We start from the raw sequence: 1,055 nt of genomic DNA, 5'->3' as shown, positions 1-1,055 counted from the left end.
ATAAAGAGCAGCAACTAAAATTAGTAACTGCTCTGGTATGAAACTTATTAAATTATCCATCTCTTATCCTCCTAATTAAAATATTCCTCTCTGTATGGCAAATATAAAGAATCCTACAAGTGTTGTTATCATTGTTCCAATTAGCCACTTTAACATACTTGTAAGCGAGTTTAAATTCTCGCACAATGCCTTTAACTCTGCTTTAGACTCTATATTTGCTACTCTTAATTCGTCTATTTCATCATTATGTTTATTTATTGTTGCCTCATGTCGTTTCAAATTCTCTTTGAAAAGTTCTTCATTCATGAAAACCTCCTTATTTGCATTAAAATAAGACTTAGAGGTTATCTAAGCCTTTCATTTTATTCTTTTCCAATAAAAATACAACTAATATTATAATTGTAAACTCCGCTCATTATAGCATTGTATTGATTAAAACCTGCATATAACTTAATTCTAACTTCACTACTAGACATAACAACATCTAATTTAGCACTTCCATATGAATATATTACATAATTATAAACATTTACAAATGGATTAGGGAAATATCTATATTTAATAGGAATATTTTCAGCGTTTGAAGTATTCCCTGCTGTTGGGTAACGTTTATAAACAAGGTCAAAATCTATATAAACATGACTAACATTAGTAAAAGGTGTTGGATAAGTAAAAGAAATATCAACTGTAGGAGTATAAAAACCATTTTCAGTTTTATTATAAGTAAAACCAGTAGTTTTTTTCCCTACATATGGGTTAGTAGTTAAATTAGATATTTTACTATTTAAATTACCTATAGTGCCTTTAAATTCTGTTATATAATCAGCATATTCTTGAAATGCTTGTTCTGATGTAGCAGGGGAGCCGATAGCAGTTGATAAAAGTACTTTGCCACTATCGGCTTCTTGAAAAGCCTCATCTGCTCTGTCTATACATTCTTTTAATGCTCCTTCTACATTTTCACTTGTAAATTTATTCTCTGTATCTTCTATAGTTACATTCTTTGCTTCTAAAACAAGATTTCTAACTTTATTAACTAACTCTTTAAAAGTCAT

1 protein-coding gene and 1 pseudogene are annotated in these 1,055 nt (G+C 28.9%); both read right to left on the bottom strand.

Going from position 1 to position 1,055, the window contains the following annotated elements; genetic code table 11:
* Window positions 1–75: 75 nt before the first annotated feature.
* Entirely contained in the window at window positions 76–306 is a 231-nt protein-coding gene (locus KGF50_RS21590; protein WP_227849962.1) for a hemolysin XhlA family protein, read from the bottom strand.
* Window positions 307–362: 56 nt separating this feature from the next.
* A pseudogene (locus KGF50_RS21585) lies at window positions 363–1,055 on the bottom strand (hypothetical protein); the annotation flags it as partial.

Source organism: Clostridioides sp. ZZV15-6598 (assembly GCF_020657705.1).
Classification (GTDB): domain Bacteria; phylum Bacillota; class Clostridia; order Peptostreptococcales; family Peptostreptococcaceae; genus Clostridioides; species Clostridioides difficile_F.
Note: the sequence above shows the minus strand (reverse complement) of the source record. Positions and strands in the feature narration are given on the sequence as shown.

What these genes read in the sequence shown, in the direction of transcription:
- KGF50_RS21590 (WP_227849962.1), bottom strand. Translation starts at nt 306, where the DNA reads ATGAATGAAGAACTTTTCAAAGAGAATTTGAAACGACATGAGGCAACA.